General features: G+C 72.6%; 15 protein-coding genes and 1 pseudogene. 7 read left to right on the forward strand and 9 right to left on the reverse strand.

Annotated elements, in window-relative coordinates:
• The first annotated feature begins 94 nt into the window (after positions 1-94).
• Entirely contained in the window at positions 95-1,180 is a 1,086-nt protein-coding gene (locus tag OG948_RS03915) for an IS110 family transposase (protein WP_331770823.1), read from the forward strand.
• A gap of 463 nt (positions 1,181-1,643) precedes the next feature.
• Here OG948_RS03915 and OG948_RS03920 read toward each other — a convergent pair whose 3' ends face one another.
• From OG948_RS03920 to OG948_RS03940, 5 genes are all read right to left on the reverse strand, one after another.
• The gene (locus OG948_RS03920; protein WP_406300174.1) at positions 1,644-4,184 is read right to left on the reverse strand and encodes an ABC transporter permease; all 2,541 of its coding nucleotides are present in this window, start codon (positions 4,182-4,184) and stop codon (positions 1,644-1,646) included.
• Positions 4,184-4,933, reverse strand: a complete 750-nt coding sequence (locus OG948_RS03925; protein WP_395868157.1) for an ABC transporter ATP-binding protein — start codon at positions 4,931-4,933, stop codon at positions 4,184-4,186. Before OG948_RS03925 ends, OG948_RS03920 begins: the two co-directional genes overlap by 1 nt.
• A gap of 306 nt (positions 4,934-5,239) precedes the next feature.
• Positions 5,240-5,866, reverse strand: coding sequence for an ArsR/SmtB family transcription factor (locus tag OG948_RS03930; RefSeq protein ID WP_406293859.1), 627 nt, complete (start codon positions 5,864-5,866; stop codon positions 5,240-5,242).
• A 107-nt stretch (positions 5,867-5,973) separates the two neighbouring features.
• Positions 5,974-6,501 carry a DUF1697 domain-containing protein gene (locus OG948_RS03935; protein ID WP_406293861.1) on the reverse strand — a complete coding sequence of 176 codons (528 nt, stop codon included), beginning with the start codon at positions 6,499-6,501 and terminating at the stop codon, positions 5,974-5,976.
• A 208-nt stretch (positions 6,502-6,709) separates the two neighbouring features.
• Entirely contained in the window at positions 6,710-7,276 is a 567-nt protein-coding gene (locus tag OG948_RS03940; protein ID WP_406293863.1) for a TetR/AcrR family transcriptional regulator, read from the reverse strand.
• Between the two features lie 111 nt (positions 7,277-7,387).
• On the opposite strand from OG948_RS03940, the gene OG948_RS03945 reads away from it, so the two are divergent.
• Entirely contained in the window at positions 7,388-7,882 is a 495-nt protein-coding gene (locus OG948_RS03945; RefSeq protein WP_406293864.1) for an FBP domain-containing protein, read from the forward strand.
• A gap of 125 nt (positions 7,883-8,007) precedes the next feature.
• Entirely contained in the window at positions 8,008-8,847 is an 840-nt protein-coding gene (locus tag OG948_RS03950; protein ID WP_406293866.1) for an NAD(P)H-binding protein, read from the forward strand.
• Between the two features lie 150 nt (positions 8,848-8,997).
• On the opposite strand, the gene OG948_RS03955 is transcribed toward OG948_RS03950, so the two are convergent.
• Entirely contained in the window at positions 8,998-10,149 is a 1,152-nt protein-coding gene (locus OG948_RS03955) for a serine hydrolase domain-containing protein (protein ID WP_406293868.1), read from the reverse strand.
• A 175-nt stretch (positions 10,150-10,324) separates the two neighbouring features.
• On the opposite strand from OG948_RS03955, the gene OG948_RS03960 reads away from it, so the two are divergent.
• From OG948_RS03960 to OG948_RS03975, 4 genes and pseudogenes are all read left to right on the forward strand, one after another.
• The gene (locus OG948_RS03960) at positions 10,325-11,026 is read left to right on the forward strand and encodes a PadR family transcriptional regulator (RefSeq protein ID WP_406293869.1); all 702 of its coding nucleotides are present in this window, start codon (positions 10,325-10,327) and stop codon (positions 11,024-11,026) included.
• Between the two features lie 369 nt (positions 11,027-11,395).
• Entirely contained in the window at positions 11,396-12,490 is a 1,095-nt protein-coding gene (locus OG948_RS03965) for an ATP-binding cassette domain-containing protein (RefSeq protein ID WP_406293871.1), read from the forward strand.
• A pseudogene (locus OG948_RS03970) lies at positions 12,487-13,306 on the forward strand (ABC transporter permease). Before OG948_RS03965 ends, OG948_RS03970 begins: the two are co-directional and overlap by 4 nt.
• Before the next feature lie 137 nt (positions 13,307-13,443).
• Positions 13,444-13,845, forward strand: a complete 402-nt coding sequence (locus OG948_RS03975) for a VOC family protein (RefSeq protein ID WP_406293872.1) — start codon at positions 13,444-13,446, stop codon at positions 13,843-13,845.
• A 23-nt stretch (positions 13,846-13,868) separates the two neighbouring features.
• On the opposite strand, the gene OG948_RS03980 is transcribed toward OG948_RS03975, so the two are convergent.
• The 3 genes from OG948_RS03980 to OG948_RS03990 form a co-directional block, all read right to left on the reverse strand.
• Entirely contained in the window at positions 13,869-14,687 is an 819-nt protein-coding gene (locus tag OG948_RS03980; protein WP_395868177.1) for a glutamate racemase, read from the reverse strand.
• Positions 14,688-14,899: 212 nt separating this feature from the next.
• Positions 14,900-16,777, reverse strand: coding sequence for a DUF2201 family putative metallopeptidase (locus OG948_RS03985; protein ID WP_406293873.1), 1,878 nt, complete (start codon positions 16,775-16,777; stop codon positions 14,900-14,902).
• A 12-nt stretch (positions 16,778-16,789) separates the two neighbouring features.
• Positions 16,790-17,851, reverse strand: coding sequence for an ATP-binding protein (locus OG948_RS03990; protein ID WP_406293875.1), 1,062 nt, complete (start codon positions 17,849-17,851; stop codon positions 16,790-16,792).
• Between the last annotated feature and the right edge of the window lie 232 nt (positions 17,852-18,083).

Below are 18,083 nucleotides of genomic sequence, written 5' to 3' on the forward strand. Positions count from 1 at the left end.
CATAGGAGCTTGGTCCAGAAGCCCCGTCACTGTCTTGTCCACCCGCCCGACCGGCGCGTGCCGCCCTCGGCTCGGACAAGCGGCAAGGACGGACATGACCAGCATGACGCACGACGGAGCGGAGATCACCGGCGGAGTCGACACGCACGGCCCGACCCACCACGCGGCCGTGATCGACCCGCTCGGCCGGCATCTGGCCGACCGGGAGTTTCCCGCGACCGTCCGCGGCTACCGGGACCTGCTTGACTGGATGCGCTCGCACGGCACCCCGACCGCGGTCGGGGTGGAGGGCACCGGCGCCTACGGAGCCGAACTCGCGCGGGTCCTGACAGCGGCCGGCGTCACGGTCGTCGACGTCGACCGGCCGGACCGCAAGACCCGCCGGACGAAGGGCAAGTCCGACCCGATCGACGCCTACGCCGCTGCGACCGCAGTGCTCTCCGGACGGGCCACCGGCATCCCCAAAAGCCGCGACGGAGTGGTCGAGGCCGTGCGCGTGCTGCGGGTCGCCCGCCGCAGCGCGATCAAGGCCCGCACCCAGGCGATGAACCAGATCCGCAACCTCGTGGTGACCGCCCCGGCGATGCTGCGAGAGCAGGTCGCGGGCCTGGACCGGACCGCCCTGATACGCACCCTGGCCCGGCTGCGGCCCGGCGACGACGTCTCCCGCCCGCTCGCGGCGACCAAGGCCTCGCTGCGGCGCCTCGCCCGCCGCCACCAGGCGATGGACACGGAGATCGCCGAGCTCGACGCCGAGATCGGCCCCCTGGTCGAGCAGGCGGCCCCGGCCCTGCTGAAGCTGTTCGGTGTCGGACCGGAGACCGCCGGCCAGCTACTGGCCTCGGCCGGGGACAACCCCGAGCGCATGCGCTCGGAGGGCGCGTTCGCGCACCTCGCCGGCGTCGCCCCGATCCCGGCCTCCTCCGGCCGCACCCACCGCCACCGCCTCAACCGGGGCGGCGACCGGGCCGCGAACAACGCCCTGCACACGATCGTGCTGGTCCGCATGCGCTACGACGAACGCACCCGCGCCTACGTCGAACGCCGCACCAAGGAAGGGCTGTCGAAGAAGGACATCATGCGCTGCCTCAAGCGATTCGTCGCCCGCGAGGTCTACCGCGCACTGACCAGCACACCAGCGGAACGAATCACCCAAATCAACCTCGCTCCTGCGGCTTGACATGCATAGGAGCATCCCCAACCCAAAAGCGCCGGCCGGCCCCCAAAGACCCCGACCGGCGCTTCCGTCCGAGCCACCAAAACCACCCAACCCATGCGGCCCTTGAGCCCACCCAGCCCGGCCGACGTTCGAGGCCAAGCAGCCCGTGCGGCGCTTGAGCACACCAGCCCGGCCGGCGTTTGAGGCCAAGCAGCCCGGCCGGCGCCTGAGGCCACCCAGCCCGTGCAGCGCCTGAGCACAACCAGCCCGGCCGGCGCCTGAGGCCACCCAGCCCGTGCAGCGCCTGAGCACAACCAGCCCGGCCGGCGCTTGAGGCCAAGCAGCCCGGCCGGCGCCTGAGGCCACCCAGCCCGTGCAGCGCCTGAGCACAACCAGCCCGGCCGGCGCTTGAGGCCAAACAGCCCGGCCGGCGCCCGAGCACAACCAGCCCGGCCGGCACATGAGGCCACCGCATGAGGCCAACTCAGTCCCGCAACCCCATCGTGTCCGCAGGATTCCCCCGCAACGCCACGCGCCCCGGCACGACCGTGGCCACAAACGCCAACCCGCCCGCAGCCACCAACACCGCCGCATACGTCACCGGCGGCGCATAAGGAGACGCACTCCCGGTCATCCCGACGCTGTAAGCCGTCAACGTCGCATACGCAACCGCCGACCCCAGCACGGCCGCCAACAGCACCACCGCCCCGGTCTCCCACCGCAGCATCCGCAACACCTGCCGACGAGTCGTCCCCACCAGTTGCAGCAGCGCGAACTCCCGTCGCCGCGCCGAAGTCGCCATCACCAGCGTGTTGACCACCGCGATCCCGGTGAACGCGATGATCAGCCCCATCGCGACATAGTTGACCTGGGCCTGGGTGCCGGCCTGATCCCGGCGCGCCTGTTCGACCTCGCCCCGATCCAGCACCCGGACCCCGGGGAACTCGCCCATCGCCCGCTGCAACGGCGCCCGCGACACCGCGGTCGTACCGGAGACCAGCACCGCCTCCGCCGCCGGCCGGTCCACGTGCGCCGCCATCACCGCATGAGGCAGGGTCAGATCGCCGAAGCCCAGGCCGCGTTCGTACACCGCGATCACCTTCAGGGTGACCTGCACCCCGTCGCCCATGGTGATCCGCAGGTCGTCGCCGACCCCGACCCCCTTGGTCTTGGCGGCCAGTTCGCTGACCGCGACCGTGGTGTCGGTCAGCGCCGCGAGCGAACCGGAGCGCGTCTTCAGGTCGAGCGCGCGCTCCACCCCGCGCGGCGTCACGCCCTGGGCCGGGAACTTGTCCTGCCCGGCCCGGACGAACGAGTGCAGCACCTCGGTCACCACCTCGACCCCGGGCACCGCCCGCACCGCGTCGGCCGCCGCGGCCGGCACACCGGGGCCCGCGACCAGCGTGTACGAGGCCGATGTGCCCGCCTTCGCCTGCTCCCCCGCGGCATGGCTCGCCGTGGTCTGGGTGAACAGGATCGTCGATGCCATCGCCACCGCCAGGCTCAGCGGCGTGACCACGGCGGCCACCCGTTCCGCGGCGGCCCGCGCGTTCCGCGCCGCCAGGAAGCCGCTGATCGGCGACAGGCGCCCGACCACCGAACCGAGTACGGCCACGCCCGCGCGAGCGAGCAGCGGACCGAGCAGCGCGGTCGCAACGGCGGCGAGGATCACCGTCAGGAAGGTGACCGGCGTGGACTTGGGTTCGGTGTCCAACGTCCGCAACACCAGCAGGAGTACGACGTACCCGAGCGCCGCGGCCACACCGCCGATCGTGCGCGCGACGCCCAATCGCGGTCGTTCGATCGCCGCGTCCGCCAACGCCTCGGTCGGTCGTACGCGCGAGGCCCGGCGCACCGACACGCGCGCCGCCGTCCAGGCCGCGAGCAGCGTCAGCAGTACCGCGCCGATCAGCGGGATCGGGCTCAGCCTCAGTTCCAGCGTGTCCGGCAGTGCGCCGAACGCGACGAACCGCCCGTGCAACCAACGCGCCGGCCCCAACCCGGCGAACGCGCCGAGCGCGCCCGCGATCAGGCCCACCACGAGCGCCTCGCGGCCCACCATCCGGCGGATCTGCCGGGGCGTCGCGCCGATCGCCCGCAACAGCGCGATCTCGCGCCTGCGTTGTTGGATGGAGAGCGCGAACGTGCCCACCACGACCAGGATCGCCACCAGCAGCGAGGTACCGCCGAGCGCGCCGCCCAGGCTGACCAGGGTCACCCGGGCCTTGGCCGCCGCCGGGAACTCGGCCGGTCCGCGATCGGTACCGGTACGCACCTGCGCGCCGGTTCCGGCCAGCGCGTCCCGCACCGCCGCGCGCACGGTGCCCGGGTTCGCGCCGGGCGCGGTGAACAGGCCCACCGAGGCGACCTGTCCGGGATGCCCGGCCAGTCGCCGGGCGTCCGCGTCGGCGAAGAACACGGTCGCCTGCCGGGCCAGCGCATCCCGCCCGGGCGGCGCCGCGATGCCCACCACCCGGAAGGATCCCGGGGCCGCACCGGCCTGCACGGTGACCGTACCGCCGACCTCGACCGAGGCCCGGCGGGCGAGGTCCGCGTCCAGCACGATCTCACCGGCCGCCGTCGGCGCCCGACCGGCGCGCAGCGTGAACGGGGTCAGCCGGGCCGACTCCCACGCGTGGCCCCACGCGTTGTCGGCGGTGTCCAGGGCCCGGCCGCCGGCGGTGAGCACGTGGGCCGAGAAGGTCAGTTCCGGGACCACGGCCTCGAGGCCGGGTACCGCGCGCAGCTTGTCCACGGCGGCCGCGTCCAGCCAGGCCCGCTCGGTCAGCGGCTTCGACTTGACCTTGGTCTTGCCCTTCTTGTGCTTGGTCCAGTGCAGGTTCTGGTCCGCGGTGACCACGGTGTCGGTACCGGCGTAGCGCTCGATCCGGATGTCGCCGCGCAGGCCGGTCTCCAGCAGCGCGCCACAGGCCGTGACCAGTGCGGCCGCGCACACCAGCGCGACGAACGCGCCGATGAAGCCGCCCTTGCGGGCGCGCAGGGTACGCATGGCCAGGAAGAACATCAGGCCCACGCGCCCAGGTGCGTCATCCGGTCGGCGATGCGATCCGCGCCGGCTCCGGTGAGCGTGTCGGTGATCCGCCCGTCGGCGAGGAAGAGCACCTCGTCGGCGTAGGAAGCCGCGACCGGGTCGTGGGTGACCATCACCACGGTCTGGCCCATCGCGTCGACGGTGTCGCGCAGCAGCGCGAGTACCTCCTTGGCGGTGACCGTGTCCAGCGCGCCGGTGGGTTCGTCGGCGAAGACCACCTCGGGCCGGGTGACCAACGCGCGGGCGATCGCGACACGTTGCTGCTGGCCGCCGGACAACTCGGCGGGCCGGTGCTCGGTGCGCCCGGTCAGGCCCACCCGCTGGACGATCTCCGCCAACCAGGCCCGATCCGGCTTGCGACCGGCCAGGCGCAGCGGCAGCGTGATGTTCTCCAGCACGGTGAGCGAGGGCATCAGGTTGAACGCCTGGAAGACGAAGCCGATCCGCTCGCGCCGCAGTTCGGTCAGACCGGTCTCGGAGAGCCCGGACAGGTCGGTGTCGCCGAGCCGCACGGTGCCGCTGGTCGGCCGGTCCAGGCCCGCCGCGCACTGCAGGAACGTGCTCTTGCCGGAGCCCGACGGCCCCATGACGGCGGTGAAGCTGCCGCGCCGGATGCCGACGGTGACGTCACGCAGGGCGGTGACGGCGGCGGTGCCCTTGCCGTGGATGCGTCCGACTCCGGTCAGGGACACGGCGTCGGATATCTGGTCGTGCGAACTCATGGTGCGGTGCCGCCCTTGTCTCTTCTGATGGGGTGCGTGTCCGGTCGGATGCGGTGCGCGCCCGGCCGGCCGATTCCGGAGTCACCGACGCGTGCGCCGGCGCACGGCGCATCGGGAGCCCGGTCGTTCCGTGGCTCCACAAATCTGGGGCTCAGTGCTCTGAGGCTCTGTGCTCTGTGTTCTGGGACTCCGTGAATCCGTGGCTCCGCGCCGGGTTCGGGCTGCTCGGGTTGCTCGGGCTCGGATGGGTGCGCGGGGCCGGAGTGGCCCCACCGGTCAGGCGCAGGCGCGCGACCGGGCCGTCACTCAAGGCTCGGTCGCCCCCGGTTCCGTCCCCGGTTCGGTCGCCCCGGACTCGCCCTTGTCCCGCAGCCCGGGCGGGGTCGGGAACGCGAGGAAGCGGGTCTGCATCGCGCGCGCCTCCGCGGGCAATGGGCCGGTGCGCTTGTACCGGTTGAGGAGGGCGATGTACTCCTCGAAGAACTCGGTCAGTTCGGCCGGGGTGACGTGAATGGTCCCGCGCGAGTACGGCACGTCCATTCCCCCCTCGGCCTCGGTCACGTTCTGCGCGTCGCGGTACTCCTCCAGGTCGGCCGCGAAGGCCAGGCGGTTCAGCTCGTCGACGACCGGCCGGACCTCCTGGCTCTGCTCGCTGCGCGGCGGGAACCGCAGATCCCGCCGTACGGCGCGCCACCACCGTTCGCGCCCGTGTGCGTCGGGGTCCACGAAGTCCTCGACGAACCCGTGCCGGGCCAGCTCCCGCAGGTGGTAGCTGGTCGCGCCGGTGTTCAACGCCAGCGCGCGGGCCAGTGACGCGGACGTCGCGGGCCCACCCGCCTCCAGTTCCCGAAGGATCCGTTGCCGCCGGGGGTGCGCCAGGGCCTTCAGCGCTTCGAGTTCGCTGATGTCTCGGCGTTCCGGCGACCTGGTCACCTATGCACAATAATCTGTGCACAGGAAATTGTGCAATGGTTTCGGCAGCCGGCAGCGGGCGGCGACCGGCCGCCGGGCCCTGTCTCAGCCGGTCGTGCGGCTACCCGTCACTCCACCATCGCGAGCAGCTTGGTCACCGTGTTCCAGTTGCGCACGGTGGTCGTGTCGCGGAGCTTGCGGGCCAGGATCGGCGTCAGCCGGGCCTTGCCCAGCCCGTCCGGGAAGTACATGTACAACTCGCGCTCGCCCACCCGCAGTTCGTCCGGGGCGTAGTCGTCCGGGTCGATCCCGGCGAGCACACCGACGTCGGCCGCCGGGCTCAGGAACGCCACCGCGAACTTCGCCGGCTCGCGTACCTCCAGCGGATTGGCCGCGACCATCGCCCGCAGCTCCGCGCCGCTGCGCACCATCACGTCCACCGCGAACCCGAACTCGGCGGCCAGCAGTACCTCGATCGCCGCGACCAGATCGGCGGTCGGCTGTTCCGCGGCCTCGAACACCACGTTCCCGCTCTGCAACAGCGTCCTGACCTCGGTGTATCCCGAATCGGTCAGCGTGCGGCGCAGGTCCGCCATCGGGACCCGGCGGTGTCCGCCCACGTTCACGCCCCGCAACAGCGCCACATACTTCGTCACCACGCGCCTCCTTCGTCTCCGGGACCACCCGCTCGGACGCCGGTCCCCCACGCACCATGATCGAACCGAACACCGCCGCCGACACCGCACCGGGCCGAGGCACACCGACCGAACCCGAACGGGACCCACGCGGGAACCGAGCCGGGGCCGCCACGACCGACGCCCGAGACGAACCCGAACCCCGATCGGCCCGATCGGCCCGACCGACTCACTCGGGCCAGTTCTCCAACGCCACGTGCAGCGCCTCCACCGCCCGGTCGAAGGATTCGCTCGGCCGGCGCACGTGGCCGAACCCGCCGTTGCCCTCCAGCACCGCGAAGCCGTGGAACACGCTGCGCAACAACCGTCCCGCGTCGGTCAGATCCGGCTCCTCCAGGCCGTACGCGCGCAACATCGCGTAGGTGCTCTCGACGTTGCGCCGGTAGCCGTCGGAGGTGGCCAACAGGGCCGGATCGATCCGCGCCTGGGTGGCCGCGTAGCGCCCGGGCCGCGCCAGGGCGAATTCCCGGTACGCCCGGGCGAAGGCGATCAGCGCGTCCTTGCCCGCCCGGCCCTCCACCGCCGAGCCGATGCGATCGGCCAACTCGTCGGCGGCCAGCATCGCGATCCCCAGGCGCAACTCCTGGATGTTCTTGACGTGCGAGTACAGGCTCGCGTCCTTGACCCCGAAGCCTCGGGCCAGCGCGGTCAGGGTGATGTTCTCGAACCCCACCTCGTCCGCCAGGTCCGCCGCCGCGCGGGTCACCCGTTCCGCCGTCAGTCCCGCTCGAGCCACGCGCCACTCCTCCGTCGAGGCGCCGGTCGTCGCGCCCTCGGTACTTCCCAGAGCTTCCTAGAGCCTCTAGGTATTTGCCTAGGATACCTAGGCGCTGTTAGTTTCCGCCGCATGAACCCACTGACCGAGCAGGCAATCCGTACGTCGTTCGTCAATTGTTCCAAGGGTGCGGCCCAACGCCTGCCCGTGCCCCGTGACCTGGCCGAACGCCCCTGGGCCGAGCTGGATTTCCTGGGTTGGGGCGATCCGGGGGCGCCCGATCGCACCTACCTGGTGACCGAATACCGGGATGCGCCGGTCGGCGTGACCCTGCGCTTCCCCGCCCAGCGCCGCGGCTACCTGCACCGCAGCATGTGCTCGTTGTGCCTGACCACGCACCCGGGCGGCGGGGTCTCGCTGATGACGGCACGCAAGACCGGTCGGGCCGGCCGGGACGGCAACTCGGTCGGCGTGTACATCTGCACCGACCTCGCGTGCTCGCTGTACGTGCGCGGCCTCAAGGCGCCGGCCCCCGGTGGGCGTTTCGAGGAGTCGCTGACCTTGGACGAACAGGTCGAGCGCACCCGAGGCAACCTGTTCGCCTTCCTGGACAAGATCATCGAGTAGCCGGCGGCCGGACCCCGCACGGGTCCGGACCGGCCCCGGTCGCCTTGACCTCAAGTGCGGTGGAGGTTGCAGGATCGTCGGCGACGAGGGTGGAACCACCACCCGCGAATCGCGAGGGATGGCACATGATTCTGGTGACCGGGGCGACCGGAAACGTCGGCCGTCGGGTGGTGGATCGACTGCTCGCCGCAGGGGTCGGGGTGCGCGCCTTGGCACGCCGGCCCGAGGCGGCCGGTCTGCCGGCCGACGTCGAGGTGGTGCGCGGTGACCTGGCCGAGCCGGACACCCTGGGGCCGGCCCTGACCGGGGTCGACGCGGTGTTCCTGATCTGGCCCTTCCTCACCGCCGAGGGTGCACCCGGCGTCCTGGACGCGGTGAAGGCGCACACCGGTCGCGTCGTCTACCTCTCCTCCTCGCGGGTGCGCGACGACGTCGACGGGCAGGCCGATCCGATCAGCGCACTGCACGCCGGCATGGAGCGGGTGGTCACCGGGTCCGGCGCCGAACGCACGTTCCTGCGGGCGGACACGCTCGCGAGCAACACGCTGGGCTGGGCCGGCCAGATCCGCTCCACCGGCGTCGTACGCGGCCCCGACCTGCCCGCCAAGCCGATCGTCGACGAGCGCGACGTCGCCGCCTGCGCGGTCCGCGTCCTGACCGAGCCCGGCCACGCGGGTGCCACCTACGTCCTGACCGGCCCGCAGGTGCTCGGTCGCGCCGATCAGGTCCACCTGATCGGCGCGGCGATCGGCCGCGACCTGCGGTTCGAGCCGGTCCCGACAGCCGACGCACGGGCCCAAATGCTCGCCGACGGCCGCCCACCCGCCCTGGTCGACGCCCTCCTCGCCGGCGCCGACGCACCCCCGGAGCCCGCACTCGTGACCACCACGATCGAGACCCTCACCCGAACCCCACCGCGCACGTTCGAATCCTGGGCCCGCGACCACGCCCCCATCTTCACCTGACCGAACACCCCGGATTCCGGCGCAAGCGCCACGCGACGTGCGGTCGGCCCCGAATCGGGCCGACTCGGGCCGACTCGGGCCGACCGCACGTCGCCGTTCGCGATCACTCGCCGGCCGCACCGATGACCACATCCGGGCCGACGGGTCCGCTCAGCCGTTCGCCGCCCGGATCACCGCCCGCATGAGGCGGGTGTTTTCCGGGGCCGCGCCGCCCGGGTAGGCGAAGCGGCGGCGGGCGTAGCCGTACGCGATGCCCGAGTGCGGGGCGGCGAAGGCCAGCGAGCCGGCCGCGCCGCTGTGTCCGAACGCGTCGGCGCCCAGGAACGGGTATTGCACCCCCAGCGCCTCGAAGCCGAGCGCGAAGTGGTCGTGCTCGTCGGTGACCAGGTCGGTGCCGCCCCAGTGCACGCGCGCGAACTCGGTGATCGTCTCCGGCTTGAGCAGCGCGGGCCGACCGTCGAGTTCGGCGATCGCGGCCGCGTACATCCCGGCCAGGCCCCGCGCGTTGCCGACGCCGCCGGAGGAGGCCGGACCCAGCGCCCGCACCTCGCGCGAGTTGGCGAACTCGACCAGGTCGGTGGGTGGTTCGGCATTGAGGTTGAAGGCGACGCCGGTGCGGCCGAACCGGTCGGGCGCGTTGGCGCTCATCCGCGCCCGCTGCGCGGGAGTGGGCGCCATCGGCAACATGTCGAGCGTGCGGGCCTCCGCCTCGGCGGGCAGGCCGAGGTACATGTCCAGATCGTAGGGCGCCCGCACGCGCTCCTCGTAGACCTCCTGGATCGAGCGCCCCGTGGCCCGCCGCACCACCTCACCGGTGAGCGCGCCGATCACGAAGGCGTGGTAGCCGTACGCCGTGCCCGGCTGCCAGAACGGCCGGTGGCCGGCCAGTCGTTCGGCCGACAGCCGGTCGTCGGCCAGTTCCGCGCGGGTGAAGCCGCCGTCCACGCCGATCGCGCCGGAGCGGTGCGCGAGCAGCTCGCGCAGGGTGAGTTCGCCCTTGCCGTGCGCGGCGAACTCCGGCCAGTAGTGCGCGACGGTGCGGTCCGGATCCAGCACGCCGTCTTGGACGAGCAGCGCCACCACCAGGTGCGCGGCGCCCTTGGTCGCCGAGTAGACCGGAGTCAGCGTGTCCCCGGTGACCTGGTCCCCCGCCCACAGGTCGACCACCCGACGACCCTCCCGGTACACCGCGAGCTGGGCCCCCGGCTCGTCCGGCAGCTCGGCCAGGACGGTGGCGAACTCCGCCCGGACCTCCTCGAACCCCGCCGCGACGCTCCCCGACACCACGATCCCGCTCGACATGTCTCCCCCTCGATCTTGAACCTTCACCGAACGCCAACCCCGGGGAACGGCGCGGAAATTCCGGCGATCCCGGGCACGTGCGAATCCATTGCCGCCAACTGTGTGGGAGCCCTGGACGCGCACTACTCGCAGTCATATATTCGTTGACGAGTAATCGAGGTTCCGGAGGCGGTCCATGGCAAGGCGCAAGGTCGACGGCACACTGGCACTCGCCGTGCTGGTGTTGGTCGCCGAGCAGCCGCGCCATCCGTACGAGATCGCGCAGGTGCTGCGCAGCCGGGGCAAGGACAACAGCATCAAGATCAATTACGGATCGTTGTACACCGTGGTCCGCAACCTGGAGAAGCACGGCCTGATCGCCGCCACCGGGGTCGAACGCGAGGGCCGCCGGCCCGAGCGCACCACCTACGCGGTGACCGAGACCGGCGACGCCGAGATGCGCGAATGGCTCGGCGAACTGCTCTCGGTCCGGGTACACGAGTTCCCGCGCTTCGAGGGCGCCCTGTCCCTGATGGGCGTGCTCTCTCCCGATGAGGTGACCGACCTGCTCCGGCGACGCGTCGAGTCCATCGACGCGCACATCGCGCACGGTCGCGCCGAGGTGGACAAGCTCGCGAGCCACCTGCCGGCGGTGTTCCTGGTCGAGAACGAGTACGAACTGGCCATGGCCGAGGCGGAGGGCCGGTGGGTGCGCGGCCTGCTCGCCGCGATCGCGGACGGCTCGTTGTCCGGCGTGGCCGAGTGGCGCCGCTTCCACACCACCGGCGAGACCCCGGCCGGCTGGGCCGAGTTGGACGGCGCGAATCCCGAGCACGCACCCGCCGAACGCACCGAGAACCACCGGGAGACCGCCGTCGACGACGACTCCAGCCGGTAAGTCCCGCCACGTCGGACCGAGACGGCCTGACCCGAGGCAGCCGCCCCAAGGCAGCCGGACCCGAAGCTGCCGAATCCGATCCGCCCGACCCCGAGAGCGTCGATCCCCGGAGAGCCGATACCGAGAGAACCGATACCGAAGCCGGCGATCCCGGCGCATCCGATACCGAAACAACCGAAGAAGAGGCCCCCGGACGGTGCTCGAACACCGCTTCCGGGGGCCGGGAACCTCGAACCGAAACCCTGCGCCAACAGGGACCGGCACGTACGAGGTGCACCGAACTCATCGTATCCCCGGTCCTCTTGTCGCAGGTCGGCGAGCCATCCGGCTCCGCCATACCGAATGTCGACCGGAGGGATCCACTCCGTCATGGAGCACACCGCACGGACGGCGGCAACCGTCCACGGCGCTCGCACGCGCCACACCGGCGTCGCCGGCACCGGCGCGCCCGCGATCGAGGCGCACGACCTCGTCAAGACCTATCCCCTCAAGGGCCGCCCCGAGGGCGTGCCGGCATTGGCCGGACTGAGCCTGAGCGTCGCTCCCGGCACCGTCTTCGGCCTGCTCGGGCCCAACGGCGCGGGCAAGTCCACCACCGTCAAGATCCTCACCACCCTGGCGACCGCCGACTCCGGCTCGGCCCGGGTGGCCGGACACGACGTGGTCCGCGATCCGGCCCGGGTCCGCCGGGCCATCGGCGTGGTCGCCCAGCGCTCCGGCGCCGACCCGGCCGCCACCGGCCGGGAGAACCTGATCCTGACCGGGCGCCTGTTCGGCATGCGCGGTCGCGACCCGGGCCGGCGCGCCGACCACCTGCTCGACCGCTTCGGCCTGACCGAGGCCGCGCGTCGCCCGGTCCGCACCTACTCCGGCGGCATGCTGCGCCGGCTGGACGTGGCGCTGGGCCTGGTGCACCACCCCGAGGTGCTCTTCCTGGACGAGCCCACCACCGGACTCGACCCCGAGGCCCGCGCCGACATGTGGGACGAGATCGGCGGGCTGGCCGGCGAGGGCCTGAGCATCCTGCTCACCACGCACTACCTCGACGAGGCCGATCGGCCGGCCGCGCGGCTGGCCATCGTCGACCGCGGCCGGGTGGTCGCCGAGGGCACGCCCGAACGGCTCAAGTCCGAACTGCGCGGCGACGCGGTGCACGTGGACCTGCTCGATCCGGCCGGGCCGGCGGTGCGGGACGCGTTGGCCCGGGTGCCGGGCGTCCGGGAGATCACCGTCGACGCCCGTGTGGTGCACGCCCGCGCGGACGACGGGGCCGCCGCCGTACCCGAGGTGTTGGCCGCACTGGAACGGGCCGGCGCCCGGGTCGGCGCGGTCACCGTGTCCCGTCCCTCGCTCGACGACGTCTACCTGCGCCACGCCGGCCGCCGCTTCGGCGCGAACGGCGTCGGCACCACCGACGTCACCGGCACCGGCGACACCGCGGACATCGAGGGAGAAGCGCGATGACGACGACCACCGCACCGAACCCCGCACGCGGGCTCGGGCCGCGCGAGGTGATCAGCCACACCTGGTACATGACCGACCGCCAGTTCCGGGTCTTCGCCCGCCAACCGGCCTACCTGGTCATCACCCTGATCCAGCCGGTGATCTGGCTCTTCCTCTTCGGCCGGCTCTTCCGCGACATCGTCGACCTGCCCGGCTTCGGCACCGGGTCCTACCTCGACTACCTCGTCCCGGGCGTGGTGGTGATGAACGCGGTCTCGGCGAACATGTGGGCCGGCATGGGCATGCTGGAGGAGATCGAGCGAGGCACGCTCGACCGCTTCCTGGTCACCCCGCTCCGGCGCGGCGCGCTGATCAAACGCGAACATCGTGGCGCAGGGCTGTTCGACCGCGTTCCAGTCGCTGGTGATGATCGGCCTCGGTCGGCTCGCCGGCGCGCACTATCCGGGTGGCCTCACCGGGATCCTGGTGCTGATCGTGGTGTCCTCGGTGCTGGGCACCGTCTTCGGCGCCTTCTCCAACGCGCTGGGCATGGTCGCCCGGCAACGCGAGACGGTGATCGCGCTGAACACGTTCCTGCTGTTGCCGTTGACGTTCCTGTCCTCGGCGTTCATGCCCGCGTCCCGGATGCCGGGCTGGATGCGCGAGGTCGCCCGGTTCAATCCGCTGAACTGGGCGTTGGAGGCGGCCCGGTCGGCGATGCGCGCGGACCCCGACTGGGCCCTGGTCGCCGAGCGCGGCGCGGCCCTGATCGCACTGGCGGCCTTCGCGGTCCGGCTGACGGCGCGCGCGTTCCGCGGATATCGAAACTCGGTCTAGCGCGTAGGCACGCACGCGGGTGTCGCACCCCGGCTCGGCTCGCCCGATCCGTGCCGGTCCACTCGATCGCCGGACGGCCGAGCCGGGGTGGACACACCCTGTCCGAGGGCGGGGACCCGCCCGCTAACCTCACCCCCATGATCAGCACCGACACACACGTACGAATCGCCCGTCCCTCGCGGGACCTGGCCGCCGCCGAGCGGTTCTACGTCGAGGGCCTGGGCCTGGAAGTCCTGTGGCGCACCACCGAGCGCGTCTCCGGCGAATGGGACCTGGTCATGGTCGGCCTCCCGGGCGGCGGCTGGCACTTCGAGCTCACCATCGACCCGGAGAACCCGCTGCCGCCCACACCCACGGCCGAGGACCTGTTCGTGCTCTACCTGGGCGAGCCGATCGACCCGGCCCTGATCGACCGCCTCGTCGCCGCCGGAGGCACCCGGACCGCCGCGCACAACCCCTACTGGGACAAGTACGGCGTCACCGTCGTCGACCCCGACGGCTACCACCTGGTGCTCAGCACCCGGACCTGGAACGCGTAGGGCGCGAGGCCGGCCCCATCGGCTCAGGCAGGCTGCGTGCGCGCCGCCGGGCCGACCGGGGTCGACCCCTGCGGCGCCGGTCGGCTGCCCTCGGCGAGCGCGCGGCCGAGCGGGTAGGCCAGCGCGTTCGGCGGCAGCGTGCCGGGGCGTCCGCTGAGCGTGACCTCGATCGTGCCCGGCACCGCGTCCGGATCCTCGGTCAGGCCCAGCCGGCGCAGCGTCTGCCGGGCGACCGCCTCGGCGCTGTCGTACAACCCCACCCCGGCGGGCAGCGCGGCCAGGATCCGGTCGGTGACCAGCGGATAGTGCGTACAGCCGAGGACCACGCCCGCGCAGTCCGCGGGGGTGCGGCGCGCGGCGTCGGCGATCGCGGCCTCGACGGCCGGCCGGTCGGCCCGGTCGATCGCCTCGGCGAGACCGGGGCAGGCCACCCGCACCACGGTGCGGCCCGCGGCGAACTCCTCGATCAGCCGGGCCTGGTACGCACTCGCCGTGGTCGCGACCGTGGCCCACACCGCGAACGGGGCGCCGGACGCGGCGGCGGGCTTGATCGCCGGTACGGTGCCCACCACCGGCACGGCCGGTTCGCAGCGCGCGCGCAGCGTATCCAGCGCGGTGACGGTGGCGGTGTTGCACGGCACCACGATGCCGTCGGCGCCGCGCTCGGCGGCCAGCTCCGCGGCGGCCAGCACCCGTCGGGTGATCGTCGCCTCACTCCGGTCGCCCCACGGCATGTGGTCGGGGTCCGTACACAACAACAGGTCGAGATCCGGCCGCAACCGCCGCAGCCATCCCGCCGTCGGCAACAGCCCCATCCCGGAATCGATCAACGCCACAAGCATGCCGCCCAACCTAGCCGCCCCCACGCCATCGCCCCACAAGGGCCACCTCCTCGGCGTGGTGCACCCCCACCGCCATCCTGTCCACCCGGGTTCCGATATCGCGTGCCGGGCGCGGCGACCACACCCGACTGCGCTCGTCGGACCGGTCCGAGCGCACCGAATTCCCACGACCGGACGCCGCCCGCCGGCTCGCGGCGGGTGGCTCGATCGCCTCATCGGACGCGGAACACCGGGCCGCGGGGTGTGAAGGGCAGGCGGGCGCCTGCCGGGGTCAGGAAGGCGTGTTCGCGGCGGATCCGGAGGGTGTCGCAGTGGCCGTCGGTGATCACCAGGATGGGGCCGTCGGCGGGAAAGTCGTCGGCGCGCTCCAGCAGGCGGATCCCCGGTTGCAGCACCGTGCCGCCGCGCCCGCGCACCCGCGCCTTGTGCGCGATGTCCTCCACCGGCAGGTACCCGGCGTCGTAGGCGGCGGCGTCGCAGTAGACCACGCGCGCGGCCGGTACGTCCCGCGCGGTCGCGTAGGAGGCGATCGCGCCCAGCGCCTTGCCCAGCAGCGCCGGGTCCATCGATCCGGAGGTGTCCAGCACCACGCCGAACGTACACAGCCGGTCGACGTCCTGCGGCCGGATCCGCCCGGGGCGCGGGATGTCCGGCGTGGAAGCCTGCCGGCGGCTCGCCCGCGCGTAGCTGCGCACCGGTTCCGGCCGACGCACGTGCTCGTCGAACCACCGGGCCAACCGAACGTCCCACGCGGGCGGCGGCTGTTCCAGCGTGCGGATCTCCTCGATCAGACCTGCGGGCAGCAGCCCTCGGCCCGGGTCGTGGTAGGCGAGCCCGGCACTGAGCGCGCGTCGATAGAACGCGTCCAGGTCGACGAACGAACCGCCGGGCCCGCGCTCCCACGGCATCGGTCCCGAGGACCCGCGGCGGCTGGACCGCCGGGCCGCCGCGGCCGGTTCGGAGAGCCACTCGCCCAGTACGTCGCCGTGCTCGCGCGAGCCGGGGGTGCGCAGTTTGCGGGCCCGGCGCAGGTCGGTGGTGAGCGTGTCGTACACCGATTCCGCGGACAGTCCGGCCAGCCGCGGGTCGTACAGCAGCCCGTGCGGCAGCACCCCGACGCCCATCTCCACCAGCCACCCGTTGATCACGTAGTCGCACGCCACGTTGAACAGGTGCGCGTCTCGGTGCTCGCGCCGGCGGTCGTGGCGCAGCGCGGCGTGCAACATCTCGTGGGCGAGCACGAATCGCCATTCCTCGGTACTCAGGCCGGCGTGCGGGTTGACGTAGATCTCGCCGTGCTCGGGGCTGACCGCGGCGATGGTGATGTCCCAGGAGCGGGCCAGTTCGAGGTCGGCGACGATCGTGAGGCCGGCGGCGAGGGCGCCCAGGAGCGGGTACGAGGAGACGAACCAGGCCAGCGCCCGATCCCAGGGGCCTTCGGCGCGGGCGGTTCGACCGGCGCGCTCGCCGGCGGCGTCGTCGAGCGAGGAGGCGACCATCTCGACGAGGCCGCGGGCCAACACGGCGGGCCAGTCCCGGGGGGCCGGGTCGGTGGGGGCGGGCGGCGGTTCGCGGCGCATGCAGGGCGAGGTGCCGTTGGCGCCGATCCGGCGCAGCGCCTCGGGGACGCCGTCGCGGCGCCAGCGCTCGGTGAGTTCGCGCTCGTCGCCGGCGGGCAGCTCGGGCAACTCGTCCAGTGGTGTGCCGACGCCCAGGCCGGCGGCGAAGCGGTGGACCGCGACGCAGCACGCGGTGTTGTACGCCGCGTCGATCTCGGCGGCCGGATCGCCCAGACCGACCTCGGCGAGGGTGTGTGCGTCGAGGTGGCCCAGGGCCAGGTGCAGCAACAGGTGGGTGTACGCGCGGCGCCAGAGCGCGGGTGGCACGTAGCGGTGCCGGTCGACGACCAGGATGCCGTCGTCGGTGATGTGGCCCAACTCGCCCGGGCCGTGCGGGGCGTAGCTGTGCGTGATCAAGCGTCCGACATGGTCCAGGGGCGGGACGCAGGCCAGCTTCCAGCCGGCGTTGCGGGCCTTGAGGACCCGCTCGGCGTGGTCGGCGGCGGGGTTTCGGGCGCGGCGTGCGGACATCGGCGCGGCTCGTCAGCGCCGCGCGCCGACCAGGCGCGGCAGGTCGCGGGCGGTCTCGACGAGGAACCACGCGGGCAGCGGGGCGGCGCCGGTGTCGTCCTCGGCGATCACGAGTTGGGCCATCTCCAGGGATATCTCGGCGAGTTCGACCAGGAGGGCCTTGGCCCGGTAGGCGAACTCGCGCAGTGCGGGCGAGACGTGTCGACGGTCCGCGGGCAGGTCCTTGGCCAGGCGCGCGCGAAAGCTCTCCACCAGGAAGAACAGCAGGTCGCGGTCGGCGGGCGCGGCCGGCCAGCGGGCGTCGCCCTTGACGATGGCGTCCAGGCCGTAGGCGTTGCGCACGGTCTTGAGATAGCCCAGGAACGCGGCGGCGTGGGTGGGGGTGAGCGTGCCGTGTGCCAGCATCCGCACGTGCTCGTCGACGACGTCGGCGCCGAACGAGTACAGCCCGTCGGAGAGCATGTGCCACGCGCGCGGCGTGGAGAACGGCTCCTCGGTCTTGGGCGGTGCGCTCCACAGGTGGTCCGGGCGGGCCCGCACGTGGTCCAGCACCCAGGGGTGGATGCCGTGCGCGGCGGCCCAGTCCAGCCAGTCGCCGGCCGAGGCGCGCAGGTGTACGTGCACCAGGCGGTTGATCAGGGCCGAGGACATCGGCCGGGCCAGCGCGTTGTCGCTCGCCCGGTTGCCCGCGCCGATCACCACGGAGCCGGCCGGCAGCGTGTACGAACCGATCCGGCGGTCCAGGATCAGCGAGTAGAACGCCTTCTGCACATCCGGTGAGGCGGCGTTGAGTTCGTCCAGGAACAGGCAGTACGGCTCGTCTCGGGCGATCTGCTCGGGCGGGCAGAATCGACTGCGCCCGGCCACGATCTGCGGTACGCCGATCAGGTCCTCGGGAGCGAGCTGGGTGCCGAGCAACGATACGCATTCCAGTCCGAGCGATCGGGCGAAGTCCCGTACCAGCGAGGACTTCCCGATCCCGGGCGCGCCCCACACGAACACCGGCCGCACCAGCGCGGTATGCAACAGAACCTCGGGCAACGCGGCGGGAGTGATCGCATGTACGGCCTGCACGACAACCTTTCGGGAACCAACGTCACGATCGGGCCGGCACTCGCGAGGGGGCGCGACGACCACTCCCGCATGATGTCCCCACATCCCGAACCGTGTCGCCCGATTTTCCCGCCCCCGAGGGCCGCCCACCTGCCCCGACGGACGGCGAACCACACCCGGCGCGCCGGGATTCGGGGGCGCGGGTGCTCGGGATCGCCGCTGCGGTGTCGTCGGGGTCTCCCCGCGCGACGCG

The sequence above is a fragment of the Embleya sp. NBC_00888 genome (assembly GCF_045207655.1).
GTDB lineage: Bacteria > Actinomycetota > Actinomycetes > Streptomycetales > Streptomycetaceae > Embleya.